24 protein-coding genes and 1 riboswitch are annotated in these 26,448 nt (G+C 48.2%); of the genes, 4 read left to right on the top strand and 20 right to left on the bottom strand.

Features of this window, described 5'->3' with window-relative positions; all coding sequences use genetic code 11:
* Positions 1–71 precede the first annotated feature (71 nt).
* From AC1MEO_RS15300 to AC1MEO_RS15280, 5 genes are all read right to left on the bottom strand, one after another.
* Positions 72–3,119, bottom strand: coding sequence for an efflux RND transporter permease subunit (locus tag AC1MEO_RS15300; RefSeq protein WP_480331810.1), 3,048 nt, complete (start codon positions 3,117–3,119; stop codon positions 72–74).
* Positions 3,120–3,219: 100 nt separating this feature from the next.
* The gene (locus AC1MEO_RS15295) at positions 3,220–3,465 is read right to left on the bottom strand and encodes a hypothetical protein (protein WP_480331809.1); all 246 of its coding nucleotides are present in this window, start codon (positions 3,463–3,465) and stop codon (positions 3,220–3,222) included.
* A 119-nt stretch (positions 3,466–3,584) separates the two neighbouring features.
* On the bottom strand, positions 3,585–4,751 hold the full coding sequence (locus AC1MEO_RS15290; RefSeq protein ID WP_480331808.1) for a TraB/GumN family protein: 1,167 nt from the start codon (positions 4,749–4,751) through the stop codon (positions 3,585–3,587).
* 132 nt (positions 4,752–4,883) lie between these two features.
* A complete protein-coding gene (ypfJ, locus tag AC1MEO_RS15285; protein ID WP_480331806.1) occupies positions 4,884–5,738 on the bottom strand; it encodes a KPN_02809 family neutral zinc metallopeptidase in 855 nt (284 codons plus the stop codon).
* 59 nt (positions 5,739–5,797) lie between these two features.
* Positions 5,798–6,409 carry an SAM-dependent methyltransferase gene (locus AC1MEO_RS15280; RefSeq protein WP_480331805.1) on the bottom strand — a complete coding sequence of 204 codons (612 nt, stop codon included), beginning with the start codon at positions 6,407–6,409 and terminating at the stop codon, positions 5,798–5,800.
* A gap of 105 nt (positions 6,410–6,514) precedes the next feature.
* Positions 6,515–6,693: riboswitch (Lysine riboswitch) on the top strand.
* A 128-nt stretch (positions 6,694–6,821) separates the two neighbouring features.
* Between AC1MEO_RS15280 and dapA the strand changes: the two genes are divergently transcribed.
* Complete coding sequence (gene dapA, locus AC1MEO_RS15275; protein WP_480331803.1) at positions 6,822–7,712, top strand: 4-hydroxy-tetrahydrodipicolinate synthase; 891 nt, start codon at positions 6,822–6,824, stop codon at positions 7,710–7,712.
* A 51-nt stretch (positions 7,713–7,763) separates the two neighbouring features.
* Here the strand turns inward: dapA and AC1MEO_RS15270 are convergent, their stop codons facing one another.
* The 6 genes from AC1MEO_RS15270 to AC1MEO_RS15245 form a co-directional block, all read right to left on the bottom strand.
* Positions 7,764–8,603: an STAS domain-containing protein gene (locus AC1MEO_RS15270; RefSeq protein ID WP_480331801.1), complete on the bottom strand. Its 840-nt coding sequence runs from the start codon at positions 8,601–8,603 to the stop codon at positions 7,764–7,766.
* A 120-nt stretch (positions 8,604–8,723) separates the two neighbouring features.
* Positions 8,724–9,662, bottom strand: a complete 939-nt coding sequence (locus tag AC1MEO_RS15265) for a GGDEF domain-containing protein (RefSeq protein WP_480331799.1) — start codon at positions 9,660–9,662, stop codon at positions 8,724–8,726.
* A gap of 13 nt (positions 9,663–9,675) precedes the next feature.
* Positions 9,676–10,476: an alpha/beta fold hydrolase gene (locus AC1MEO_RS15260; protein ID WP_480331796.1), complete on the bottom strand. Its 801-nt coding sequence runs from the start codon at positions 10,474–10,476 to the stop codon at positions 9,676–9,678.
* 282 nt (positions 10,477–10,758) lie between these two features.
* On the bottom strand, positions 10,759–11,028 hold the full coding sequence (rpsN, locus tag AC1MEO_RS15255; protein ID WP_480331794.1) for a 30S ribosomal protein S14: 270 nt from the start codon (positions 11,026–11,028) through the stop codon (positions 10,759–10,761).
* Positions 11,029–11,077: 49 nt separating this feature from the next.
* Complete coding sequence (gene rpmG / locus AC1MEO_RS15250) at positions 11,078–11,227, bottom strand: 50S ribosomal protein L33 (RefSeq protein WP_480331792.1); 150 nt, start codon at positions 11,225–11,227, stop codon at positions 11,078–11,080.
* Positions 11,224–12,354 carry a GTP-binding protein gene (locus tag AC1MEO_RS15245; protein WP_480331791.1) on the bottom strand — a complete coding sequence of 377 codons (1,131 nt, stop codon included), beginning with the start codon at positions 12,352–12,354 and terminating at the stop codon, positions 11,224–11,226. The genes rpmG and AC1MEO_RS15245 overlap by 4 nt, the downstream gene beginning before the upstream one ends.
* Before the next feature lie 341 nt (positions 12,355–12,695).
* On the opposite strand from AC1MEO_RS15245, the gene AC1MEO_RS15240 reads away from it, so the two are divergent.
* Entirely contained in the window at positions 12,696–13,517 is an 822-nt protein-coding gene (locus AC1MEO_RS15240) for a YsnF/AvaK domain-containing protein (protein ID WP_480331789.1), read from the top strand.
* A 144-nt stretch (positions 13,518–13,661) separates the two neighbouring features.
* Complete coding sequence (locus AC1MEO_RS15235; RefSeq protein ID WP_480331787.1) at positions 13,662–14,477, top strand: DUF2382 domain-containing protein; 816 nt, start codon at positions 13,662–13,664, stop codon at positions 14,475–14,477.
* Positions 14,478–14,591: 114 nt separating this feature from the next.
* On the opposite strand, the gene AC1MEO_RS15230 is transcribed toward AC1MEO_RS15235, so the two are convergent.
* From AC1MEO_RS15230 to AC1MEO_RS15220, 3 genes are all read right to left on the bottom strand, one after another.
* A complete protein-coding gene (locus tag AC1MEO_RS15230) occupies positions 14,592–15,239 on the bottom strand; it encodes a Yip1 family protein (RefSeq protein WP_480331785.1) in 648 nt (215 codons plus the stop codon).
* 197 nt (positions 15,240–15,436) lie between these two features.
* The gene (locus AC1MEO_RS15225; RefSeq protein ID WP_480331783.1) at positions 15,437–16,336 is read right to left on the bottom strand and encodes an SDR family NAD(P)-dependent oxidoreductase; all 900 of its coding nucleotides are present in this window, start codon (positions 16,334–16,336) and stop codon (positions 15,437–15,439) included.
* Positions 16,337–16,365: 29 nt separating this feature from the next.
* Positions 16,366–17,268, bottom strand: coding sequence for an SDR family NAD(P)-dependent oxidoreductase (locus AC1MEO_RS15220; RefSeq protein WP_480331781.1), 903 nt, complete (start codon positions 17,266–17,268; stop codon positions 16,366–16,368).
* Positions 17,269–17,540: 272 nt separating this feature from the next.
* Here AC1MEO_RS15220 and AC1MEO_RS15215 point away from each other — a divergent pair, with 272 nt between their 5' ends.
* Entirely contained in the window at positions 17,541–18,401 is an 861-nt protein-coding gene (locus AC1MEO_RS15215; RefSeq protein WP_480331779.1) for an alpha/beta fold hydrolase, read from the top strand.
* A 330-nt stretch (positions 18,402–18,731) separates the two neighbouring features.
* On the opposite strand, the gene tcuA is transcribed toward AC1MEO_RS15215, so the two are convergent.
* The 6 genes from tcuA to AC1MEO_RS15185 all read right to left on the bottom strand — a co-directional run bounded on the left by tcuA (position 18,732) and on the right by AC1MEO_RS15185 (position 26,427).
* Complete coding sequence (gene tcuA, locus AC1MEO_RS15210) at positions 18,732–20,237, bottom strand: FAD-dependent tricarballylate dehydrogenase TcuA (protein ID WP_480331778.1); 1,506 nt, start codon at positions 20,235–20,237, stop codon at positions 18,732–18,734.
* 18 nt (positions 20,238–20,255) lie between these two features.
* Positions 20,256–21,107, bottom strand: a complete 852-nt coding sequence (locus AC1MEO_RS15205; protein WP_480331776.1) for an alpha/beta fold hydrolase — start codon at positions 21,105–21,107, stop codon at positions 20,256–20,258.
* Between the two features lie 18 nt (positions 21,108–21,125).
* On the bottom strand, positions 21,126–22,079 hold the full coding sequence (locus AC1MEO_RS15200; RefSeq protein WP_480331774.1) for a VOC family protein: 954 nt from the start codon (positions 22,077–22,079) through the stop codon (positions 21,126–21,128).
* Positions 22,080–22,113: 34 nt separating this feature from the next.
* Positions 22,114–23,316, bottom strand: a complete 1,203-nt coding sequence (locus AC1MEO_RS15195) for an acyl-CoA dehydrogenase family protein (RefSeq protein ID WP_480331772.1) — start codon at positions 23,314–23,316, stop codon at positions 22,114–22,116.
* Positions 23,317–23,567: 251 nt separating this feature from the next.
* Positions 23,568–25,400, bottom strand: a complete 1,833-nt coding sequence (locus AC1MEO_RS15190) for a V4R domain-containing protein (protein ID WP_480331770.1) — start codon at positions 25,398–25,400, stop codon at positions 23,568–23,570.
* A gap of 178 nt (positions 25,401–25,578) precedes the next feature.
* Entirely contained in the window at positions 25,579–26,427 is an 849-nt protein-coding gene (locus tag AC1MEO_RS15185; RefSeq protein WP_480331769.1) for an aspartate/glutamate racemase family protein, read from the bottom strand.
* Between the last annotated feature and the right edge of the window lie 21 nt (positions 26,428–26,448).

Genomic DNA, 26,448 nt, shown 5'->3' with positions numbered 1-26,448 from the left:
TACCCTTTCGCTTTCCAAATATTCACCCATCCAAATAAAACTGCGCAGCCCGAAGGCAGCGCAGTCCAGTGTTATTCTGTAACTTGATTTCTGCGGCGGTTCACACGATAGAACACCAAGTACAAGGATGGGATCATCACCAAGGTGAACAAGCTTGAGAACGCCAATCCGGCAATGATGGTCACCGCCAATGGTTCAAATAACGGATCCCCCGACAGAGCGACCGGCACGAGTGCAATAATCGACGTAATCGTAGTCAACAAAATCGGTTTGATGCGGGCATAGCCTGATTCGATGATGGCTTCTTTAATATCAAAGTCACCCGACAGGCGGCGCACTTCCACAAAGTCGATGAGTACGACCGCGTTTCGAACAACAATCCCCGTCAAGGAAACGATTCCCATGACACCCAGGAAGCTGAGCGGCGTCTGCGTCAGGAACAAGCCGAGAATCGCACCGGAAATGCCCAGATAAACAGCAATCAACACAAGGAATGGCAAGCTGAATGATTTAAACTGGAAAGCGATAACCAAGTAGACCAACAGGAGCACAACCAGGAACAGCACGCCGATTTCTGCAAAGAACGCTTCCTGATCCGAATTTTCGCCGCCAGTCGATAATTCATAGCCTTCCGGCAAGGAATCACGTTCAGCATCCACTACATCCAGCATTTTGTTTTCAAAGTCATCCACTTCGCCGAATGCACGAAGCGTAATGGAACGATCAGCCTGCTTATGCGGAATCTGCGCCAATCGATCTGTTTCTTCAGCTGTCAGCAATTCATCCATCGGCACCAATTGCGGCGGCCCTTGTTCAGTGAGTGAAGGAACATCAAACTGAGACAAGTCAATCGGTTCTCCGTCTTCAATGCCTGATTGTTTCAGATACACTTCGTAAGGCATCTGACTTTCATAGATGGTGTAAAGCGGAACACCCTGCGTCAGAAGCTGCAGCTGATTGGTTACTGTGCCCAGTGCTATATTATTTGTCTGCAGGGCATCTTGATTCGGCACGTATTCGATAGCCGGCACCGGATCCCCCAGATTGTCCGTGACGATTGTTGCCCCGTTTTCAAGCATCTGCTCTTTCAGCACATCACGAAGCGACTCTAATTCTTCAATGTCCTCACCTTTGATGTCGGCGGTGACCGGAGCGCCAACGGGCGGCCCTTGGACAATCGTATCCAGGAAGATTTCAGCCTCCGGGAAACGCTCGCGCAGCTCTGGCTGCCATCTGCTGATAAAATCTGCAGCTGTCGTGCTTGCGCGGTCGATCCGGAACGCCACCTGGCCAGTATTGCCGCCGGTATTATCCATCGAGGCTGAGAACAGGTTCGGCAAACCTTCGCCGGCGAAAACGGCTGTTTCCGCAACGGTGCCATCTTCTGAAGCGACCTGTTCAGTCAAGTCCGTCAAGAATGCGTTCGTTTCTTCAATGGTGGTGCCTTCTGCAAGGCGGACATCCATCGTCACTTCTTCGCGGTCAGCTGCCGGGAAAAATTCAAATGGTGTAAAGAGCGCAAGGGACAATAACCCCGTCGCTACCAACAAACCGCCAACGCCTACAAGAAGCGGGCGCTTCAAGACGCCGCGCAAGACTTTATTGGAATAGAACAACGCTATTTTCTCAAGTGGTTTCCCTAAAAATCCGGGAGTGTCCGAAATTTTCTTCGATTTTCTTTTTGTTTTCAAGTATTGCATCATCGGCACCAGCGTAATCGACAGCACCGTTGACGCCAAAATGGTGGTGATTAGAATACTTGGCAAGGCTTTGATGAATGCCCCGTTGCCGCCTGACAACAGCAGCAGGGGCGAAAACGTCACGACAATCGCCAAACTGGAAGAGATGATCGACGGATACACTTCGCGGACGCCGGTGATGGCTCCGTTTAGCGGAGAATCCCCTAATTTATAGCGCCGCTGGATATTGTCGTTGACCACGATGCTGTCATCAACCAGAATCCCGATGGCAATGATGAGGCCGATGACCGAAATTTGGTTTAAATCGACACCCATGAACGGAATCGGAATCATGCCGATCAATACGGATGCCAACACGGTCAACGCAACTGCAAAAGCGCCAAATAAAGTCAGGCCGGCTGTGGTGACAATTAATACTGCCAGCACTGCGATGGCCAGTGAAACGTACAAGCTATCAAAGATCGTGTTGACATTATCCGCTTGGGATTCGTACTTTTCTGCCTGCACACCTGCCGGCAAGGTTTCCTTAAACGCCTCAATCACTTCTGAAACATTGCCGTCTACAGAAGGAACGTCCTGCTCCGTCTGCAAAAAGACCGTATAAGAAATCGCAGGTTCGCCTTCAAAGGTGACGATATCTACAGTTTCCTGGTCCACGGTTTCAATGGTCGCCACGTCAGCAAGCGGAACCGCCGAACCGCCGACCAGCAGCTGTTCCAGCTTTTCGATGCCTTCTTCTTGCTGAATGGTCAAGGCCACTTGTTCGTTGCCATTGTCATGGGTTCCGAGTGATAGGGGCTGGTTTGCCTGCCGAAGCGATTCAAGCACCTCGAACGGCTGCAGGTTATTCGCCGCCAGTTCTTCACTGTCCAATTCAATCAGCACTTGCTGCGTGTTCAGCCCTTTAACAGTCGTTCCGGCAACACCCGAAACGGCTTCTACTCGATCTGACAGATCGGATAACGCATTATCCATAGTCGCCAGTTCCTCTTCATCCCCATAGAACATATAGGAGACCAACGGGAAAGTCAGGTCCAGTTTTTCTACTGTCGGTTCCTGCGCGGTATCAGGAAATCCGGAAGCCGCACTGCTCGTCTGCTGCTGGATGCTGTTGATCAGTTCATCCGGATTTTCTCCATCCTCAATCTCCAATGTGATGATGGAAGCAGAATTGGAGGAGATGGACTGCATGGAGACGATCCCGTCCACTTTCTGGATTTCACGTTCCAGTGGATTGGTGATGGAAGTCTCCACTTCTTCCGGTCCCGCTCCTGGCAGGATCGTTGAAACCAACACCAGGCTTGAAGGCGTTTCCGGGATTTCACGTTGAGGCAAAGTCAGGAAGGTGTATGCCCCTATAATCGAAAAGATCAAAATCAAGAAAATAAATAATTTGCTGCGCTCCAATAGATAATTCATCGGCTTTGCCCCTTTGCTTTTTGTATAATAATTGTATAACCTGTCTTTTGGAAACGCTAGCATAATGCACAGAAAAACCGGATGAAATTTTCATCCGGTTCTACAAACTCTGCATTTTTTGCTGTTTCATCAGAAAAGCGGCAACAAACAGGAGCAACGGCACAAGTATAGCCAAGCGGAACCAAATTCCTTGGCCATCCATGGAGATGAGAAGCGCGGGCAGAAGCAAAGCGGCCCCGCTCCAAACAAGTGCTTTCCAAGACCGTTTCCAAAGACCGATAAACGCCAGCACAACTGCAGCAATGACCAGAGACCAAAGTAAAATCCCCATCAGAAATAAGCCCACCGTAAAGCGCCTCCTTATTTTTATGAACCTGTTAGTCTTCTATACCCTTTTTAAATAGTAAACATCACAAATATAGAAAAAACGGACAGCCAAATTTCGCTGTCCGCTTAAAAATTCACCTATAGATTTTGGAAGAACAAACGGATGACATCTATGCCGCCAATGACATTGCCGGCCGCGGTCCCCACATTGGTCAAAACAACCACCAATAAGACACGCGTGACTTTATTGTCCCAGAATCCTTTAAGGGTAAAGACGTCTTTCGATAGAGTCTGGAAATCCCCAACATTCGGCCGGCGGATATACGCTTGCGCGAGTCCGGAAAACCAGCCTGCCGCCAAGAGCGGATGCAAGGCGCCGATCGGTCCTCCCACGAAAGCTGTCAGGATGGCGAGTGGATGGCCAAATGCTGCAGCAGCACCAATAGCACCAAGACAAGCCGTCCATAAAACCCAGCTGATGGTCTGATCAATGCCGGCTGCCGGGTTATTCATGAAGGTGACGGCAATCATCGCCACAAGCACCAACGGAATCGCCCAGCCGATGATTTTCGGCCATTTTGATTTCGGCGGAATTTTTGATAACTCTTCCAGGTTGTGTTCGTTGTGGACTTCCTTGATGATTCCTGGAATATGGGCTGCACCGAGGACTGCAACGATTTTTTTGCCTGGCGCTTCTTTTATTTTCTGTGCCAGGTACTGATCCCGTTCATCGATCAGCGGTTCTTTCAATTTAGGGAAAGACTGGGTGAAATCATTCATGACTGCATTCAGGGTATCCTGTGATTTCATCTTCTCCAAGTCCTCTTCCGAAATCGTCTCTTTGCTGAAGATGCTGAAAAAGACCGAAGTCAAAAGCTGTGCTTTGCCCATAAACCCGATATTTCCCCAGATGCGTGAAAAAGTCACCTGAATATTGCGGTCAGCCAGCACCAGTTCTGCACCGGCTTCTTTGGCTGAGGCAATTCCCTGGATCATTTCCTGCCCAGGCTTGATGCCAAACTGATCGGCCAGGCGGTTCTGGAACGACGAAATCGCCAGGTTCATCAACAGCAGACTGGCTTTCTTGTCCTTAATCACTTTAAAAATATCTGTTTCTTTCCATTTGCTGCCCTGTGTAACCGATTCATAGCGCTGCGCATCCAATTCGATGCATACCGAATCCGGCTGCTCGGCTTCAATGACTGCTTTCACCTGCTCTGCACTGACTTTGGAAACGTGTGCGGTGCCGATCAGGATCAATTCTTTTTCACCGTATTCTATGCGTGTAATATTATCTTCCGTCATGTTGTACTTCCTTCATAGAACTGAATTTCTTCTCAATCAAAGATGAAAAGACTGTCTATTCTTTATAATGAATCACAACAGCGAAAATATCAATTCCGCACCCTTGGATTTCTGCCAAAAAACGGTTTGGGGTCATAAATCGGTCGCATTGAAGGTGTCGCCTTCTTTGAGATTGCCCGCCTGGAAGCCTTTATAGAACCAGCGCTGGCGCTGTTCGGAACTGCCATGGGTGAAACTTTCCGGGACGACATAGCCGCGTGAGCGCTGCTGGATGGTGTCGTCTCCCACCGCGCTTGCCGCTGTCAACGCTTCTTCCAGGTCGCCTTCCTCCAAATAGCCCATTCCTTGGGCGTGATGTGCCCAGACACCGGATAAATAATCCGCCTGAAGTTCCAGGCGAACCTGTACTTTATTGTATTCTTCTTCGCTTAATTGGTTGCGGAGAGGCTGCACTTCTTCCATAACGCCGAGCAGGTTTTGGACATGATGCCCCACTTCATGCGCCACTACATAGGCCATGGCAAAGTCGCCCGGTGCCTGAAACTGGTTCTGCAATTCATTGTAGAAGCTCAAATCGATGTACAGCTTGTAGTCGCCGGGACAATAGAACGGACCGACTGCTGCTCCTGCCGTTCCACATGCCGATTCGACGCTTCCGGTGTACAGGACGAGCGTCGGTTCAACATACTCCATGCCTTCCTCTGCAAACACTTCTGTCCAGACTTCCTCGGTATCGGCCAAGACGACCGATACGAATTCAGCCAACTCTTCTTCTTCTTGCGTCGCTTCATAAGGCTGATTGGATGTTGTATCCGTGGACCCTCCACCCAGTTGATCAAGGATGACGCCCGGGTCACCGCCCAAAAACGCCACCAGCAGCACAATCAGGATGCCTCCGATGCCGCCTCCTGCAACCATCGCGCCGCCTTTTCCTTTTCCTCTTCGGTCTTCAACATTTCTGCTGGCTTTTCTGCCTTTCCATTCCATATAGGGTCCCTCGCTTTATAATGTTTTTTCTTTTAAGCATACCCATTAACACCTTGTTTCTAATCCATTCTGGGCAGTCGGTAAATTAAAAATCGTTCCCTTGGATCTCTGTGGAAATCCGGCAACGGAATTTCCTGCACTAACTGAAAGATGGTGCTGTTTTCGAGGAAATCAGTATAATCCTGTGAAGCGAAAAACAGGATCACCTCTACCATTCGCGGATCCTCTTCAGCCGAACGCATAACTCGATTTATAAAAGTGATGAATACTTGCACAGAAAAAGGATTGAAGAAATAAAATTTATTGTCCCGCCCTGCTATCGGGTAGTCCTGTGCCAGGCAATTATAGAAGCCGATGCTGCGTTCAGCACCTTTATGTTTTTTCATATACTGTTTTTTATTGTTAATGGCTTCCGCATAAAAGACCGGGTTCATCTCAATCCCGGCACTTTCTGCACCGAATAGGTGATGGACATAAAAATTCAGGCGGCCTTTTCCGCAACCCACATCCACCAGCCGGTCTTCAGGAGTCAGGCTGTAATTCTCGAATAGCCTGTCCAACAGTCCATAAGGAGTCGGCTCGTAACGGTTATGATGCAAGGAATCCGTGAAGCCCCGCTGATTTCCTGCCGTTGCAATATTGAACCGGTGTTCATAGGCCTGTTCGTTCATCCGGATCCCTCCCTTTCCATAAGATTTTACGTTTTTCATCTTGCAATTGACAGAGAAATTTGTTATAGTACAGCTAATTAAATATTTCTTGCTCCAGCTTATATGGAGTAGGATAGAGGCGCAAAAACCATCAGTATGCAAAACGAGGAGTATGAGCTCCATTGACGTTTGCTGAAAGGGGTCTTTGCCGAAGTGGCGGAAATCTCATATTTCCGTACACTGGGTCTGCATTCAATAAGTGCAGGACTGTCATATAGGAAACTATATGGAGGGCTATCTGATGCACAGGAACGAATGGTAAACATTGTTTCTACTGCAGCAACGGGACCCCTCGTTGCTGCTTTTTTTGTTCCTTCCTGATTGGCCCCTCACCTCTAAGCTCCGAAAAAAATTAGAAAAGGGTGTGTTCTGTATGAATTTCGGCCAAGTAATTACAGCAATGGTGACGCCATTCGATCAACATGGAGAAATCGATTTTCCGGCAACACAGAAACTGATAGAGCATTTGATTGCAAACGGTTCAGACGGCCTTGTCGTTGCAGGGACCACTGGTGAATCTCCAACCTTATCGGCAGAGGAAAAAGTTGAACTGTTTCAGTTTACCGTCCACATAGTCGCCGGACGGATTCCGGTGATTGCAGGAACCGGTTCCAACAATACACGTGCTTCCATTTCCTTGACGAGACAGGCGGAAGAAACCGGCGTTGACGGCATTATGCTGGTCACGCCATATTACAACAAACCTTCACAAGAAGGCATGTTCCAGCATTTTCAGGCAATCGCCCAGTCCACAAGCTTGCCGGTCATGCTGTATAACATCCCAGGCCGCAGCGTGGTCAACATGTCTCCAGAGACAATCATTCGCCTGTCCAAGATCGACAATATCGTTTCTGTCAAAGAAGCGAGTGGAGACTTGGACGCAGCTGCAGAAATCATCGAAAAAACACCGGACACATTTTCTGTCTACAGCGGAGACGACAGCCTGACCTTGCCGATGCTGTCAATCGGCGGCACGGGCATCGTCTCAGTATCTGCGCATATTATCGGCAACGATATGCAGGACATGATCACCAGCTTCAAAACGGGTGATGTGAAAACAGCGGCAGCCATTCACCGGCGGTTAGTGCCAACAATGAAAGCCGTGTTCGCTGCACCAAATCCATCTCCTATCAAAGCTGCACTTAATATGGCAGGCGTCGAGGTTGGCGGCGTTCGCTTACCGATGATCCCATTGACTGAAGAAGAAACCCTGACATTGTGCAAGTCTCTGCCTGATCTCCATTCAGAAGCCATGACCAACTAGACACATGACGTGAAAAAACGCTGAAGCTATGGGCTTCAGCGTTTTTTCACGTCAATTGATCTTCATCTGTTCGAGAACACGCTTCAAGCTGCCGCCGATTTCCAAGTCATTCAACCCAACTCCGATTTCAGTCAGCGTCCGGGCAATTTCTGGACGGATGCCGGTAAGAATCGAACGGACACCGACCAGCTTCAGCGAACGGATGATTTTGATGATCTGCTCAGCCACCATGGAATCCACCCGCACGACTCCCGATAGGTCTACGATCAACACTTTGATTTTCAACTCATTTGCCGACAGCAGCGTCTGTTCCAGAATATAGCGTGCCCGATCAATTTCAATGCTGCCGACTAAAGGTAAAATGGCAATCTCGTCACTGACGGGTACGACCGGTGCAGAAAGTTCCAGGAACTCCTTTCTTGCTGACTTCAATTTCCGCTGATAAGAAACCGTGTAGGCTTGTGTATAGGAATAAGCCGCGTAATCCAGGATAGAATGAAAAAATTCCATGACATCAAAAAGACTTTGAAGCGCCATTTCTTTTCGGATCGCTTCCGTTTTTATGACGGCTCCGATATGTTTTCGGTAAAGCGATGTTTCCGCTAACGCATCTTCAAGCGCTCTGCCGTTTTCCAGAAAAAAGTTGCCCGTTGCTTCTCCCCAATCCTGAATGTTCTTATAGACTTTTTGTACATCACAACTATTGCTGATTGATTCTCCAATCAACTCTACAAAACCGGTTCGAACTTTAGTGACGATATCGATAAAGGCCTTGTTCATTTGAAGCTGATCTTGTGGAGCCTCTTTGACCGCTTCCTCATGGATCAATTGAGCGATTAATTCTTTATCCAGCAAAACCCGTTCACCCAGCAAACGATTGTTTTTTTCCATCGGAACCTCCAAAAGTGAAGATATTTTCATATGCCATCATTATAGCCGTTAAGCCGTTGATTGTAATGATTTTTTCGCATAAAAATACATCCGTCTAAAAACGGATGCACAGCCCAGCTTTTAATCACTTCCAAACACACAGTTTCTGCCATTGGCCTTAGCCTTATAGAGGAATCCATCCGCCCGCGACAGCAGACTTTCCACTCCATCTCCAGCGGTGTAGGCTGCGGCGCCAATGCTGACGGTGACAGGCACATGCTGCCAATCAGCAGCTTCCATGTGGCTGCACAATAGATTGCCGAGCTTCAGGCTTTCCTCAATCCCGGCATCCGGCATGACCACCACAAACTCTTCTCCACCAAGCCGCACCACGATGCCCGCAGTTCCAACTTCCATTTCCAGACGCCAGGCCAACTCCTGCAGTACGGCATCCCCCGCCTGATGGCCATATGTATCATTGACTTGTTTAAAATGATCGATATCCAAAATCAGAACAGCCACTTTTCTGCCGTCTTCCGCCTGCGATAAAAGCTCTTGCAGCCATTCTTCCAGGTAGCGGCGGTTTTTCAAGCCCGTCAGCTGATCGGTAGTAGCCAATTGCTGCAGTTTCAGGTTAAGCTCCATCAGCTCCTCCTGCTTGCATTCCACTTCACTCATCAAAGTCTGCAATTTTTCATAAGCTTCCGCTGTCTCACGGTTGATCTGCTCGGCATTGCGCTTGGCCAGCAGCAATTCCTTTTCATATTCTCCCCGGACACTCATCTGAATCAAAGCGCATTCGTAGAAACCATCCTGTTCGGTCGTATTCATCAGCACCGGCATTGGACCCGCATCGCTTTTCAAGCTCAAAAACATCTCGTTGACAGTCCCGTGCATCTTAATGGATGGAGTAAAGTAGGTCTGGAAATAAACCCGTGACGCGATTGTCAGTAAATCATGCATATGCTGCGGATGTTTTATCCCTGTCATGTTCTGCAGCGTTTTATTCATTTCGACGATACGCAATTCCTGGTCCAGAACCAAATAACCGCAAGGCGCCCTATCGAGTTGCTGTTCCATTGTTTCCACTCCCCTACTTTGCCAGGTATGCTTTGATGTGTTTCACCGTTTCCCCTGAATCACTTAGATGTGGATTATGGCCAACTGCTTCCATCATAATCATTTGGCTGCCTGGGATATGGTCGTGGACATAGTGCCCAACTTCCGGCGGAGCAATCGCGTCAAACTTCGGTTGAAGAATCAACGCAGGTACGGTTACTTGATCCAATTTTCCACGGAGATCTGAAGTGAACGTCACTTCAGCAAATTGCCGCGCAATCAGTGGGTCATTGGAACACAGCAGCTGTTCAAAATCTTCCGTAAGCTGAGGACGCTCCTCATTTTGCATAACGACAGGCGCCAGGTACTTGGCCCATTCCTTATAATTGGTTTCCATCATATCCAATAGTTCATCGATATCGGCGCGTTCAAATCCGCCATGATAGCCCGGTTCATTCATATAGTAAGGTGAAGGTCCGATCATGATCATTTTTTCCATCAATTCCGGACGCTCAATTGAAGCGAGCATGCCGATCATAGCACTGACCGAATGGCCGACAAAAATCATCTGCTCAATCCCCAACGCATCACAGACTTCCAGCAGGTCCTGCTTGTAGCCATCCAGCGTGCTGTAGCGTTCTTCTGAATAAGCCGCCTTATCACTGTTGCCCGAACCGACATAGTCGAATGTGATGACCCGGTAATCCGCTCTAAAGTCTTTGATGGTGCCGTTCCAAACCTGCTGATCACATCCGAAGCCGTGCCCAAATAAGATGTTTTTTTCACCTTGCCCTGTGATGCGGACATTATTGCGCTTTAGAATATCATTCCCCATTGTCCCACTTACCTCCTAAAAATTGTTTATTAAAATAAAAAAATATTATATAAAAGTAAAATATAACCTTATGATAGCATCATTAGATTGGCTTTAACGAAGATTATTTGAAAATTTTCATCCGTCATCAAAACCTATTCTTTTGAATCAGCTTTTTTATCCAACTAAAAGAACAGCAGACCAAAGTCTGCTGCCCGTTGCTAGTATGAAACGATCCATTTGAGTCAGAACTGCGAATCTGCTTTTCAACTTCTTATAGAAAGAAAAACTCGAAAAGCCGCTTTACCAACTGGCTTTTTTAACACCTGGAACCTGGCCTTTATGGGCCAGGTCGCGGAAGACAATGCGCGACATGCCGAACTTGCGCATAAAGCCGCGCGGTCTGCCAGTCACGCCGCATCGATTGTTCAGGCGAACCGGAGATGAATCTTTCGGCAAATCAGCCAATGCCTGAAAATCTCCCTTTTCTTTGAGTTCTTGCCGCAGCTCCGCGTATTGTGCAACCAGCGCCTGTTGCTTATGATGACGCGCAACTTTTGATTTCTTAGCCATTTCAACACCCCTTAAAAGTAATTATTACGATTTATATTTCACAAAAAAATTATTTTGTCTCCCGGTGAAGCGTAACTTTCTTCAGACGCGGGCTGTATTTTTTCATTTCAATGCGTTCCGGGTTTGTCCGCTTGTTTTTTGTCGTGCTGTAATTCCGATCCCCTGTTTCTGTGCATGCCAACGTGATATTGACTCTCATCGTTTTCCCTCCTCAAGTAAATGAAATCCTGGCAGCGGATCGTGGAATGTTGTCCAATCCCGTCCTGCCTCATCGTCTGTCAGTAAACAAAAATCGAGCCCGCTGACAATGTCAGCCTGATCCATATCAATGCCAATGAATACCAGCTCGGTCATTTTCACGCCATTTTCCAGATCCCATTGGCCCGCATGCTCAATGCCTAGTGACGGTCCGGCCTGCGACAGCAGGATAGCTGACTCGCTTCTTGTCGCCAGCCATAAAAACCCTTTGGCGCGGACGGCTTCCACCGGCCATTCCTTAATCCAATCCATCAGCCGTTCCGGATGAAACGCTTTCTGGCTGCGGTAAACAAATGAAGCAATGCCATATTCCTCGGATTCAGGAACATGCTCTTCATTCAACTCCTTGACCCAGCCCGCGCTTTGGCTTGATTTTTCAAAGTCGAATAACCCCGTATTCACTACTTTGTCCAACGCCACTTTGGAATGCATCGTTTCGATGATTTGCGCATCCGGATTCAGGGCTGCAAGCAGCTCCTTCAATCGGCTTTGTTCTTGCGGCGCCACCAGATCCATTTTATTGACCAGGATGACGTTGGCAAACTCAATCTGATCGATCAGCAAATCTGAAATTTCGCGGACATCTTGTGCAGTCGCCTCTTGGCTTCTTTCCAGCAGCGACTCTCCTGATGAAAAATCCTTCCAAAAAGCATAACCATCCACGACGGTAACCAACGTATCCAACCGGCAAATCTCCGTTAAATCGATTCCTAGCTCTTCGTCTTGATATGTAAAGGTCTGTGCCACCGGCAGCGGTTCACTGATTCCCGACGATTCAATAACAATGCAGTCGAGATCTCCAAGCTTCACCAGCTTCTCAACTTCCAGCATCAAATCTTCTCTCAACGTACAGCAGATGCAGCCATTCTGCATTTGGATAAGCTTCTCCTCGGTTTGAGAAAAGCCTCCTTGCTGGATCAGAGCAGCATCTATATTCACTTCACTCATATCATTGACGATAACTGCGACTTTCAGGTTTTCCCGGTTCTGAAGCAAATGATTGAGCAAAGTCGTCTTGCCCGCTCCGAGATAGCCGCTCAGCACCGTGACCGGAATACGTTTATCCATGATGGCACTCCTCCTTTTCTTTTTTTCTTAAATAGTAATGATTACGCTTTATATTGTATAAAAGAAAAAGGAGGAAAGCAAGCCTTTATTTTTCAAGCTTCTGAAATAATCTCTGCAGGGAAAAATAATAGGCTCCTCTCTATTTTTTTTGCCATTGGATCTATGCTCCATTGTCTATTGCACCGGGATTTCTATTGCTCTTTGCAGGTTGCGTAAAATTTAAGAAGGAAAATTCTTTTTGCACTTCTCCGAAAAAAAATGCGTTTACCCCGAAAAACAAGGGGGTAGATTATGATTACCTTACTTTACAGGTGATCCATCACTATTAGGAGGAATTGGACATGACAAACAAAAACACAACATTTATTCAAGCATATGATGTACAAGCAGAGGTTTTGCATAAAATCAGTGAGTTGAAAGCACAAGGCTATAAGGAAGAGGATATGTATGTAATTGCGAAGCATGACGAGCAATTATCCATGGTCCAGGGCCAAACAGATGTTCATTTGACTACACAGGAAGACGATAATATGATGGGCAAATTCAAATCCTTTATTTCCGGAGAGGATTCCACTCGGGACGCCTTTACACAAATGGGATTAGGCGCCAGCGAAGCGGATGATTATTACCGCCAAGTGGAAAACGGCAAGCTCGTGCTCTATGTCAATAGTGACTATGGTACGTCCTACAAACCATATACAGGCACTCAGGAAAGCACCGGAACAGCAAATACAACCACGTCCGGCAGCCACAATGAAGAAGAACATCTGCGCCTTCACGAAGAGCGCTTGAATGTTGATAAAGAACGCGTGCAGACAGGCGAAGTGAACGTCGGCAAGCATGTTGTAGAAGAGCAGCAGACCATCGAAGTGCCGGTGGAACGCGAAGAGGTTTATATAGAGCGCCGGCCGGTAAACGAGGAAGCCCGCTCCACAGATCGCGGCTTTACAGATAAAGACGCTTACGAAGACGGGGAAACCATTCACATCCCGCTTTCCGAAGAACGGGTCGAAGTCAGCAAGAAAAACGTCGTCAGCGAAGAAATTGTCGTTGGCAAGCGCAAAGTCCAGGATACCGAAGTTGTGAATGAGACGGTGCGCCGCGAAGAAGCGGATATCGATGAGCAGGTAAAACACAAAAAAGATGAGCGCAAATCATTTTAACAGGCAGCAAAAGGCGCCTCCGGAAGGTCGTATCCGGAGGCGCCTTTTTTTCTGCCTTGTTTCCTAAGGTTTACCCGTTGCACGGCTGAGGGTAAATGAACTTTAACGAAGTTAATTGGTGCAACTGACATGGAGGGATTAAGCATGGAGAAAAAAGGAAACAAACTTGTCGGCCTTTTTGATGCGCAAGCGCAGGTATTGATCAAAATCGGCGAATTAAAAGCAGCAGGATACGAAGAAGAGGAACTGTATATGGTAGCGAAGCACGACGAACAGATCAATTTGCTGATCGCCCACACTTCTGTCCATGTCGACACACAGGATCGGGATAATTTCAAAGGCAAAGTCATCGCTTTTTTAGCCGGAGAAGACATCACGAAAGATGCCTTTAACCGAATGGGATTAGATGCGGAAGAAACGGATTATTACTTCCTGCAGGTCGATAGCGGCAAGCTTCTTCTCTATACCCGTGAAGCACCTGCAGCTGCCCCTCAATCCGAGACAGCATCCCAGCCAGATGCCCAAAGTGTTCCGGCACCTCTTTCTGATGCCGAAGAACAAAGCCTCGTTCTTCATGAAGAACGGCTGAACATCGAAAAAGAGCAGGTGCAGACAGGCGAAGTCCATGTCCAGAAGCAGCTGGTGGAAGAGGACAAAGAAATTCAGGTACCTGTGGAACGGGAAGAAATCACCATCGAGCGGCGTACCCTTTCTCCAGGAACGGATACGGTAACAGACGAACAGGTGCTGACACCGAAACAAGCCTATGAAAAAGGCGATGCCATCTATATCCCGCTTTCCGAAGAACGGCTGGATATCGGAAAAAAGAAAGTAATTCGTGAAGAAATCGTCATCGGCAAACGCAAAGTCAAGGACGTCCAGGTCATCAATGAAACCGTCCGCCGGGAAGTGGCGGATGTAGAAGAAAATGGAGTTGTCCGTAAAGCAGATGGATCATAAACAAAAACAAGGCAGCCGGAAAGGCTGCCTTGTTTTTGCTGAACGCTTTAAGAAAAACTATAAAAATCCTTCTCCAAAGCGCCATTCATATTTCAAGCAAAAAGGTCTAATTTTTTAGAAGCCGCCACCCATAGCAGGAAGCAACATACTAAAGAACAAAATAAACAGTCCGACAATGACGGCGACTACCAATACCGTAGGAATGAGGATGATGAAAAATCCCTTCCATGCAGAAAACCTGTGCGCTTCCCCTATTGCCTTGCACTGAATAATGAAAGTCCAGATAGAGACGATTCCTAAAATAAGAAGAAAAATCAGTGAAAGTGAATCAGAAGCTGTGAATGGCACTTCATCCTGCTGCAGAAAATAGGTTTCCGGAAATAGCAATATCCACAAAATGAAAACTGGAATGAGCCAGATTTGCGGAATCTGTCCTGCCAGTACTGCCCGGAACATATCTGTATAGGTTGATTGCCCTTTAAACAGCTTACCCAAAAGAAGATAAATGCCTGCACCAAGGGCCGTGCTGACTACGACGCCAATCGGTCCGAAGAAAAGGGCTAACAGCAACAGCCCCAAGACCGGAAACGCCTGCTCAGAATCCAGGCTGCTTAGCAGTCCGGCACTAAAGCCTGCAAGTACGATTAGCAGAAAAATAAAGCCGGATGACTTTTCTTCGATGACGTAGCGGACGACAGCTCGGGGGCGTGTCCAAATTGCGGTAAATGGATTTATGCTTTCATAGTTCTCTGTCTTGTTCAATTTAATTCCCACCTTTTTATCTATTGTTTCTATTCAAACACACTGGAATAATAATGTAAATGATAGAAAATATACCCATCCATTAAATCCAGTAGCAGCTTCTGTTCAAACTAGAAAAAAGGCAGTCTCAGACGGAGACTGCCTTTTTCAACCAACTATTCTTCTATGGACACTTGATTTATTTCAAACGATCCTGCCTATTCCTTTTTCATCCGTTCCCGAATCCCGCCTTCCACTTCTGTCCCTTTTTCCATCGGAATGTAGAGGCTGCCATTGGTCGGTCCAGCTGGCGGCGCATCTTCTATGACCTTTTGGACAAATTTGGCGTTTAATTTTTCTGTGGCACCCGGAAGGATGTGGCTGGAAACGACCGATGCTTTCGATTTGGCACCGACCGCGACAGTTTCCTGTGGCTTATCGATCAACCCGATGATGGCCTCAACGACAATTGCCGGATCGTCCATCGGTTTCATTTCCGCGGCATGCCCTGTGTAATTTCCCGTATGTTCAAACCAAGGCGTATCCGTCGCCCATGGCAGCACCGTGCAGACATGAATATCCTCAAAGCCTTCCAGCTTCACTTCTTCGTTCAGCGCCGAGCTGAGTCCCAATACCGCATGTTTGCTGGCGCTGTATCCGGTGTAATAGGGAAAAGCGATTTCACTCGTAATAGAGCCTATATTGATGAGCGTACCGCGTTTCGTTTCTTTGAAATGGCGCAACGCAAAATGGCTGCCATTGATGGTTCCTTTGACATTGATATCGACCACCCGCGCCAAATCCTTGATTGGGATTTCGGTGAAGGGTCCAATTGCGCCAACACCGGCATTATTGATCCAGACATCTATTTTGCCGAACCGGTCAAGCGCTGCTTCAAAAAGACGCGCCACCTGCTCTTCCTGGCTGACATCCGTCGTCACCGCAATTGCATTCGGCCCCAATTCCTCTGCCAGCTTTTCAAGCAGCCCAGTCCGGCGCGCAGCCAAGACCAGGTGAGCCCCCTGTGCTGCCAGCTCCCTTGCTACACCTTTTCCGAATCCGCTGGAAGCACCAGTGATCACTACGGTCATTCCTTCATGGGATTTCTTTTTTGCCATTTCCTATTCCTCCTTGCTTCTGCATTCGGTCATTCTTTGGCTTTCAGCCGTTCCCTTAGATTTCCTGATACCTCTGTCCCTTCTGGCCGCGGATCATAAAGACTTCCGGATGTCGGCGGAGCAGGAGGTGCTTCCTGGATCATTTTCAGCAGCGAACGTCCCGTCAATCCTTTTGTTGCCTTTGGAATCAGCGCACCTGCAACCGCGATGCCTTTGGACTTGGCACCGATTTCCACCACTTTTTTGGGATTATCAATCAACCCGATGATCTCGTCAACCACTTTCTGCGGGTCATCCGCCGGTCCCACAATGATTTCATGGCCACTGTAATTGCCGGCATGCTGTGTCCAAGGCGTATCTGTCACCCACGGATCCACCGAACAGACATGGATGTCATCAAAACCGTCCATCCTCATTTCCTGATGCAGGCCATTGCTCAAACCCGAAATTCCGTATTTGCTGCCCGTATACGCGGCGCCAAAAGGCATCGGTGTTTTACTGGCGAACGAAGAAACATTGATCAACGTTCCGTACCGCTGCTTCTTGAATTGATTCAACGCATAATGGCTGCCGTAGATGGTGCCCAGGAAATTGATTTCCACCGTCCGGTTCAAGTCCCTCAACGGCGTATCGGTGAAGGAACCGTATGTTCCGATGCCCGCGTTATTGATCCAGACATCGATGCTGCTGAAAACGCCCATCGTCGTTTCAAATAGTTTTGCGACGTCCTCTTCCCGACTGACGTCAGTCGTCACCGCAATTGCATTGGGTCCGCACGCTTCTGCCAATGCTTCAATTTCCTTTGTGCGGCGCGCTGCCAGGACGACGTTGGCCCCTTCTGCCGCCAGCTGCTGGGCCACGCCTTTGCCGATTCCGCTCGAAGTTCCGGTAACGACGATCGTCAATCCTGCATATATTTTTTCAGTAGACATGTGAATCCCTCCTAGCATTAAACCGGCACTTACTGCCGGCTCCATCTTCGGAACTGCTGTTTCAATGAATTATGGACATTTCGGACATCGCTGTTCCCTCAGGCAGAGGTGTATTGGATGCAGCTGGAAGTTTTTCGCCAAAGGGCGCCAAATTCGAAGTTTCTCTTTATTGCTTACTAAGTACCCCTTTCTCCTCAACAAAAACGCTTTTTAGAGTGGTTCAGAAAGTCTTTTTCAGGGAATCAGAAAGACTAAACGAGAGGAGTGAGCTTATGTTGCTTGAAGGTTTTCAGTCAACGGCAATCGATACAGGCGAAGCAGAAATTTTTCTGCGCTACGGAGGACAAGGGCCGCCGCTGCTTCTGCTCCACGGCCATCCGCAAACCCATATGATGTGGCATGAACTGGCTCCACGGCTGGCAAAGGACTATACCGTGGTGTTGCCTGACCTGCGTGGATATGGAGACAGTTCCAAGCCCGAATCCAGCCCTGACCATTCAACTTATTCCAAACGAAGTATGGCGGAAGACCAAATAGCGGTCATGAAACAGCTCGGATTTTCCCGCTTTGCTGTTGTCGGGCACGACCGTGGTGCACGGTGCGCATACCGCTTGGCGCTCGACTATCCGGAAGCGGTGGAAAAGCTCGCTGTCATGGACATCATCCCGACCGGCGAAACCTTCAGAAGAGCCGACAAGGATTTTGCCATGGGGTATTGGCATTGGTTTTTTCTCGCCCAGCCTTTTGACTTTCCAGAACGGGTAATTGGACAGAATCCCGATAACTTCTACTTCCAGGGCACGCGCCATCTGTTCCATCCTGAAGCGCTCACGGAATATTGGCGCGCCATCCATAACCCTGGAACGATCCATGCCATGTGCGAGGATTACCGGGCCGCAGCGACAATCGATTCCGAACTGGACGAAGCCGACCGGGGAACCAAAAAAATCGCTTGCCCGGTCCTTGTCCTATGGGGTGAAAAAGGGGCTTTGCCGAACTGGTATGATGTGCTGGCTGTCTGGAAAGACTGGGCGGATGAGGTAACAGGTCGCGGCATTGACTGCGGGCACTATCTTGCGGAAGAGGCGCCTGAGGAAACCTATGAAGAGATCCGAAAGTTCTTGAGAACGTGAAAAAGGGCAATCCAGGTTGGATTGTCCTTTTGAGATTATCCAGATTTCCTCTGAAACTCCGCCTCGCATCTATGCGCATAGCAGTAAGCGCGAAGCGAATTCTGGCTGAACGGTTGCAAATCTTTTTGAACGACTGCAAATTGGAATGAACGGTTGTAAATTCTTTTGAACGACTGTAAATTCGGCTGAGCGACCACAAATTTATTTAAACGCCCACAAATCCAAACTGCCTGTATATAAAGACAGCCAAAAGCCCTTCGCCGACTCCTGGCAAAGGGCTTTTCCATAAGATTTGATCCAAATCACTCTATGACTCTGCAATCCCATACTCTAAACCTGTTCCACAGCAGTCCAGCTAGCAAATTTGCCTGCCTGCTGTCCCGCAATTTTCCCGAATACAGCACCCGCCATCAAGCCAGCGCCTCCAGGATAATTTTCGTAGAACAGCCCGCCCGCCGCTTCACCTGCTGCGTACAAGCCATTGATTTTTTCGTACATGGTGTTTTGCACTTCAGCTTGTTCGTTGATTTTCAAGCCGCCGAACGTGAACGTGATGCCACAGGTGACGGCATAGGCTTCAAATGGAGCGGTATCGAGCGTATTCGCCCAGTTGCTTTTATCAACAGCCAATCCAGTGGTGCCGCGTCCGTCTTTTTCATTCGGATTGAACGGCACTGCTTGGTTAATCGCTTCGTTGTATGCATCAATTTCCTGAAGGAATTTGGCCTTGTTGATGCCTTCCATTTTCTCTGCAAGTTCTTCGAGTGTATTGGCTTTGACTTTCGTCACTTGCCTGCCTTTATATTCTTCACGCAGCAAATGCGCCACTTTTCTATCAAAGACCTGCCACGCACAGCCGTCTTTTTGTTCCAGGATGCGCCGCCCGTATTTGGCATAGGTGTAATTCCGGAAATCCGCGCCCTCGTCCAGAAAACGCTGGCCATCGGTATTGACGATGACACCGAATGGATAACTCAGCCGCTGGAACCCTTCCTCAAAATCAGGCAAGTAGCGGTCGCCTGTCACGGCATGCGCCATCGACCAGTTGCCGGAGGACAGTGCCCCGATATCCAAGGCCATCTGAATCCCTTCGCCGGTATTGTAGCGGCTGCCTCTCGTATGTACCGTATCCCATTTTGGGCCGAGGTATTTGGTGCGCATTTCGATATTGGCATGGAAGCCGCCGGAAGCAATCACTACTGACTTCGCCCGGATCAGCTTCGTTTTCCCCTGCTCCTTGACGATGACTCCCTGCACGCCGTCGTCATCCTGCAGAAGGCTGATCGCCATCGTCCGGTAGAGGATCTGTACACCAAGATTGCTGGCCCGCTTATGCAGAGCTTCCACCAAGCCATGGCCCCCGCCGACCGATTCCAGGATCATGCCGCCCCAGAACTTGAAGATGCCGTCGACCTTGAACGCCTGCCGCCCATATATGGGAATGAATTTGATGTCATGGCCCGTCAGCCATTTCATGGTTTCGAAGCTTTCGCCAGTCAGCAGAGAAGCCAGCTCCGGATCCGTTTTATAATTGGTCATCCGGCACATATCGTCGTAATACTGCTCTTCACTGTAGCTGCCGAAATCAACCGTCTTCAATTCCTCTTCGTCCAGTTCCGGGATGATTACCTGGATATCCTCCACACCCCTATAGGCAAAGCGGATGGAACCGTGCGTATAGGTGGTGTTGCCGCCTTTTTGCTGTTCCGGCGATTTTTCCAGCACGATGACGCGCGCCCCCTGTTCCTGAGCGGAAAGCGCCGCGCACATCGCCGCGTTCCCGGCACCGATGATCACCACGTCGGTTTCATAATCGGTCGATTGTTGAGTCTTCACGGTAACACCCCTCAGCTGTTAAATTTTCTTGCTAAAGAATGACTGGATCAGCTCGTGGAAACTGTCCTTCATTTCAAGTTGCGCCCAATGTCCGCATTGTCCGAACACATGAAGCTGGGCATTGTGGAGATGCTCTGCCAGATAATAGCTGGATTCCACCGAACAGACCTTGTCATTCAAACCATGCACCAAGAGCACCCGGTTCTTGATCCGATTGAGCGCTACGGTTGGGATTGGAACGGCTGCTGTAGCGAAAATCGAATCATTTGAACGATGCACTTCCGGACGCATCGCCGTTTCAAAGCGTTCCTCCAGAAGGCCCTCGATGACCGGACTCATTTTATCCGCATCGTAAACGAACCAGCTCATGATCTGCTTTAATTTCTTTTTCGAAGGATTGTCGTAAAAGCTTTTCGCACGCGCCAGTTCAAAACTCAATTTGGTGTTCGGCGTCCCGCCTGGTCCCATCAGCACCACTTCATCAAAACGCTCCGGATACTCAATCAATAATTCCAAGGCGATCGAACAGCCCAGCGAATTGCCGACCAAGTGGACTTTCTCCAGCTCCAGGTGGTCCATCAATTCAAGGACTTGCTCTACCCACTGGTCCATCCACTGCTGGCGGTTTTTCAACGGCTGTTCCGGATGGCTGCTTTTGCCGAATCCGTATAAATCAGGTGCCAGGCAGCGGTAGTTTTCGCTGACGCCCTCGAGCGCTTTATGCCAGTTGACGACGGCGGTCACGCCAGGACCAGATCCGTGAAGAAATAGGATCGTCTCGGTGTTCTGCGCGCCTGACTGATTCAAGAAAGTTGCAAAATTTTCTGTTTGGATGATTTCCTGTGTGATTTCATTGGTTACAATCGCCATGGCCATTCCCCTTCCAATCTATAATGCTTCTATCGTTTCTTTGACTAATTGTTTCTTATCTATGCTGTCTCCCCAGTAAGTATTGCCGAAAGCCCGTTCACTTTCCGTCCATTCGACAGGCTCCCAATCCGGTTCAAAGATCAAGTAGCTGCCCGTGAACAGTTCCACGCGGCAGCCGCTGCCCGGATCTGTAACGTATAAATACAGTGCCTGGGAGATGGCATGTTTTCCTGGGCCGACAAAGTCGAAATGATGCTCTCTTAAAATATCCGCCGCGCGCAGAATATCCTGCGAATCATCCAGCCAATAAGAGATGTGGTGTAGCCTGGCTTTTGTCGGGGTTTCCGGACGGGACACCAACGCTACGTCATGGACCAATTGCGTGACGCTCATCCAGCCGGCCAGTACATTTCCTTCGTCGCTGATCAAATACTCCCGCATCTTGAATCCCAGCACCTCTTCCATGAATGAATACGTCGCGCTCGATTCAGCGGATGTGTGGAGATTAACATGATCCAGGCGCCGAGGAGAGATGCCCTTTGCCCATGACTTATAAGTTTGGTTCTTCAGGACCGACCGGCGATGTTCATCCACCGGAGGACGCTCTACATCGAAATACAGATTGAACGTATGGCCGCTCGGCACTTGAAAGCTGATGGATTCGCCGATGCCAGGCGTTTTCCAGGCATCAACCTGATCGGCTTTGATCCCCTGCTCTTCAAGCATGGCCTGAAAAGCAGCAACATCTTCCTTAGTCTTCGTCCGCCAGCCGATGTGTTTCACATGTCCACGGTCTCCCTGTTGGATCGACAAAGTATGGTGCTGGAAGTCGCCCCAGGCGCGCAAATAATGCACGCCATCTTTTGCTTCTGTTTCTTCCAGGCCGATGATGTCTTTGAAAAACACCAGCGACTTTTCCAAATCCGCCGATACCAGCGAAATATAGCCCAATTTTGCAATTTCCGGTTTCACGATAAACCCTCCCCTAACTGGTAAATGCATATATTCAATAACGGATTGCGTTTGACTCGAGTCCGGCCAATACACGCCCGAAGTTTTCTTTGGTGATCGTCGGTGACAATGAGCGATGCGTATGCAAAGTCAGGAAATCGAGCAGGATCCGCTGCATCGGATGGCCGTTGTAGACAAATCCAGAACCGCTTGCCGACAACAGGATATCCATCGCTTCTTTTAATAATTGGTTGGCATAGCCGATATCAGCCAGCGTTTTCACGCGTTCGTGGCGCGGCATGTATTCTTTTGCAGCTGCACTGGCATCCAAAGCATCCGCCACTTTATAGAAGAATATTTCAGCAGTCTCGATTTTCAGCGCCACATCCGCCATTGCGGTATGTGTGCTTGCCGCATCTTTTACAAATTCCACGCCCATATGTGCTGCACGGCGATTCGGCAAAGTCTGTTCGAAGAATTCCAACGCCGCCTTCAGCAAGCCCAAGCCCGGCAAGCCAAGCGACAGGATCAATGCAGGGAACAAAGCCGTGTTGTAAAGGGGGATATCACGCAGATGCGCAGATTCGAAATCGCCATCAAGAGCTTTCACGAACGATGTGCAGCGGCGTTCCGGAATAAAAACATTGTTCATCTTGACGCTGTTGCTGCCTGTTCCTTTCAAGCCCATCACATGCCAGTCATCCATGATCTCCATTTCAGAAAATGGCAAGGTCATCAATACCTGGTCGATCATCTTGCCTTCATCATCAATGATCGGCATTCCAAAATAGCCCCATGTCGCGTGCAGAGATCCCGAACAGAACATCCAAAATCCTTCTTCGATCATATAGCCGCCTTCCACCTTTTTGGCGATGCACTTGCGCGGTTCGTAAACTCCTGCAAACAGGACATCATCTTCGTTCTTGCCAAAAATTTCTTCATGGGTTTCTTCGCCGAAAGATTCAGCAACCATCAACTCGCGGATGGCGCATAATGCCACAATCCACCCTGTCGAACCGCAGCCTTTGGAAATTTCAACAACCGCTTCACTGTAGTCGCGCATAGACGTTTCAAGCCCGCCATAACGTTTCGGGCGCAACATTTTAAATATGCTCAATTCCTTTAATTCATTCATAGTAGCTTCTGGGATACGGCGGATTTCTTCAGTTTCTTTAGCGCGCTCCCGTAATGCAGGAATCAGCGATTTCGCCGCTGCCACTACATCGGCTTCACTTTGTTGTTGGATAACTGGATTCATTTTTCCCACTCCTCTTCAGCTTTTTCTTTCTGTCTCTAATTTAAAGAAATTTCTGAATAAATTAAAGATGAAAAAGCATTCGATTTCTGGTCCTTTTCCAATAGATTTTATTAGTTTTCTGAAAATGGAAGCGCATTAATCGAATTTTTCCAATGATTATTTTTTAGATACTGGATAAAGACCATAAAAAAGCATTGCCAAAAGCCGGGTCTTTCAGCTTCAGGCAATGCCTCCTGTTTTTTCTGTACAAATTAAACGTCGATGTCGCCAAGGATTTTCAAAGCATCCAGCATCAATAACAACTCATAGGCCACTGTCGGATTGCGCAATTCTTTGCCGAGCAGTTTTTCAATCCGGGTGATGCGGTACATCAGCCCGCTCATGGACAGTGACAAATCACTGATGGACTGCTGCAGATTTCCGCCATTTATCAGGAAGACGTACAATGTTTTCAGCAGTTCGTCGCGTTTATGGTCTTTCAGCTCAAAAATCGGGTCCAGCTCTTTTCGTGCAATGCGGCGAATGGACAGCATATTTTTCGAATTGATCAAAGAGCCGATGATGCTGACATCTTCAAAAGAAGCGATTTGGTCTTCCGAGTTGAGCCGCAAAGCCACCCGCGACTCTTCCAGGCTTTCTTCGATTGTTTCAATCGACTCGCTTTCACTGCTCAGTGCGACCTGGAACTCCGCATGGCGATGCTCTTGACGCAGATGCTTCAGGATATTTTCAATCATGTAGCGCAATCGGTCGACTTTAGGCAACAGCATGAGAATATGGCCTTCATATTCTGTAATGAGGATTTTATAGCTTTGCATCTCCAAATAGCGGCTGATCGATTGGATCGCCTGCTCCAAGAATTCCACTTTTGAAACATCGAGATGCTCCGAGGAACATTTTAAGGTCGCAATGTAAAAAGGTTCCTTCAAGTCCACTCCCATGTAATACCCGCGGTAAACCATGCTCGGCACAGACGTATATTGCTTGAGCAGCAGCTGCTCGAAAAAATATGCCTTGATGTTTTCAACAGCTTCCAGACTGGTTTTTTCATTCAGGAATAAAAGAGCCGCAGACGTAGCCGCACGCTGAATGAACATGGTTTCGTTCTCCAGTTCCACTGCTTTGTCGAGATAGAAGAAAGTGATATAGCCAATGGCTTTTTTCTGGACGATGATCGGTGACACAAGACGATTATGCATTTTGCCGCGAATGACAAAAGTTCCTGTGTAAGTGGAGGGCAGGAGTTTGCCGCTCTTGGTTTTATTGATGGTATTCCGGAAATCATCACTTAAATTCCGGTATTCGGTTTCATCCAGCCCTCTGTATACTCGGGACTCGAAATTCAGGTCTTCAATGGAAACCGGGATGTTCAGCGTGTCGTAGATGGTGCCAATGATGTCTTCGATTGAATCACCATCCGACAGCTTGGAGGTCAGCGTATCGTGAAAGGCTGCCGCTCGTTCGATATAGTTTTTTTGCTCGACCACTTGTTCATAAGTAACGTTCAGCTCGTCAATAAAACGGCTTTTTTCATACAGCCCTATTTCTTCCCGCATCTCCGGCTCATCCCAGTCTTCCTCCAACCGCATTTCAAATGTGCAAGTGGAATCCCCTTTGCCGCGGCATTCCACTTCTTTGATGAAGACACGGCGATTGATGATGGTCGAAGTGAAACCGCTGCCAAATCCTGTTAAAGTATGGCATACCGGACAAGCTGAAAGCCCGTGATTCTTGACATGCTCTTCCACTTCAAAAGAGTCTATCCATTCACCCTTTGCCGAAATCGACAGCAAGTTTCCCTGTTCATCCATTTCGACTGAACGATTGGAAATCAAGTTTGATATTTGGCCGGTTTGAAAATGCAATTCTCCAGCTTTCTCAAGCATCTCTTTTATCGTTCCGCCGGCTTTCAAGACATCTTTCGCATGTGCTTGGCCTAAATTCCAGCCATAGCGCAATAAAAATGATTTTGCCCGCTTCATTCCCAGGTTTTCAATCAGTTCTTTCCGCAATAATCCGAATGTCGCGGAAGTCGTCGATATCTTTTTATCTTCCAAATGCTTGAACTCCTCCAACTGTCTCATCAAATTCCCCCTTTGATCACAGTTCTATTTCACTACAGCATATTTAATAAAATAAATGGATAGCCTTATAACTGATTTAGAAGACAGCTCCATTATACAAAATTTTAGATAAAACTGATAATTTATTGTGATATAACGATATGCCAAAAAACCTCCGTCTGCGAGGAGGTTTTTATAGCTAGATTTGAAGGCCAGCTTTGACCGATAATCCGTAATCAAGGCCGGCATGGATATCGCTTTCTTTATTGTAGAAGCCGCGCAATTTTTTCACCGCTTCTTCCGGCGGCTTGGCATTGAAATAGCCTTTTCGCGTCATGGTAACCCCCGAATTCACTTTCAGATCCGTCATGGTCTCGCACATTTTGATGCCAGCTGCAAAAGAGTCGACAATCGGTACATCTCCAATCCGTGAAATGCCTTGTGTCGCGAGAAAGACGTTCATCGGTCCTTCTCCAGGAATAATCACGTCTGCGCCCAGCGCAATCGCCTTTTCCGCACTTTCGATAAAACTGTCGATGACTGGCTGTGGATTCTCAAATCCTGCCAGCACCTCGTAAAATCCGACAGAGGTTTGGACGATCGGTCCAAGCTTGCCTCCTAAGCCATAGCGATTGGCGTTCTGGCGCAATTGGTCGGCCAGTGGCTCCAGAAAATTGACGATGCCTATTGTGTCTCCAAGCATGGAAGCGATATGGAACGATGCCTGGCCGTAGCCAATCACCGGAATATCCACCAGCGTCCGGGCCTCCATCAATCCGACATCTGGAATGGTGCCGATGAACATGCAATCATAGCCCGCACTTTCAGCAATCAAGGCATTTTTGACAAATTGCTCCCGGTGGAGGTTCTGCAAATAGGCGTAAGTGATGAAATGGCCCGGGTATTCGGATGGATAGGTCTCATTCGACATGCCGTGCAGCACGACTTCCACATCCGGCCTCGCCACTTTTTGGATCTGGGCAATCACGGCGTCGCGATAAGCCGGAACATGTTCGATTGAAGTCAGGCTTTGGTGCCAAATTTTCAATGGTCTCACCTCTCCTTTTAT

It is taken from the genome of Planococcus sp. BI3 (genome assembly GCF_056680115.1).
The sequence above is the reverse complement of the archived record's forward strand: the minus strand, read 5'-3'. Positions and strand labels throughout refer to the sequence as shown.